Source organism: Bergeriella denitrificans NBRC 102155 (genome assembly GCF_001592185.1).
In the GTDB taxonomy this organism is placed as follows: Bacteria; Pseudomonadota; Gammaproteobacteria; order Burkholderiales; family Neisseriaceae; genus Neisseria; species Neisseria denitrificans.
Map to the genome: position 1 here is coordinate 1 of NZ_BCWL01000384.1, position 597 is coordinate 597.

Here is a 597-nt window from a genome sequence, read left to right on the forward strand (position 1 = left end):
AAATTCAGTTCTTCAACTATAGACGCTCTGTTCGATGATTGAGCGGTATCCCGCAAAAAAAGCCGTCTGAAAAACCCGATTTTCAGACGGCTTTTTTACTGCCCCCTCAGCCTCACAAGCTGATTTTCGTTTCGGCTTTGGCCGCGTTCATCACAAACTGGCTTTTAAACGTGCGCACATGGTTATCGGCGGTAAACAGGCGGCGGGTGAGCGCGTGGTAGGCGGCCATGTCTTCGGCGTGCACCAGCAGCAGAAAATCGTAATCGCCGGAAATCTCCCAGCAGCCCGCCACCCGCGCCTCACGCTGCATGGCGCGTTCAAACGCTTCCTGCACGCTATGATGCTGGCGCTCCAATTCAATGTGCACAAACACGCTGATGCTGAAGCCGACTTTCGGCGGCGACACCTGCGCGGTCTGGCGCACAATCACGCCGTTTTCCGTCAGCGCCGCAATCCGCCGCTGGCAGGTCGCGGGGGAAGAATGCACGGCTTCGGCCAGCGTTTTCAGCGATACGGTGGCGTCGCTTTGCAGCATATTGAGAATTGCCCGGTCGAGTTTGTCGAGTTCCATTTTCAGGCGGCCTTTTTTCGGATAAC

Annotated in this window: 1 protein-coding gene; it reads right to left on the reverse strand. The window is 56.1% G+C overall.

Annotated features, from left to right (window positions below; translation table 11 throughout):
* Window positions 1-112: 112 nt before the first annotated feature.
* Window positions 113-597 (reverse strand): Lrp/AsnC family transcriptional regulator (locus BDE01S_RS10925; protein ID WP_369405793.1); only part of this gene is annotated, 485 nt, incomplete at its 5' end.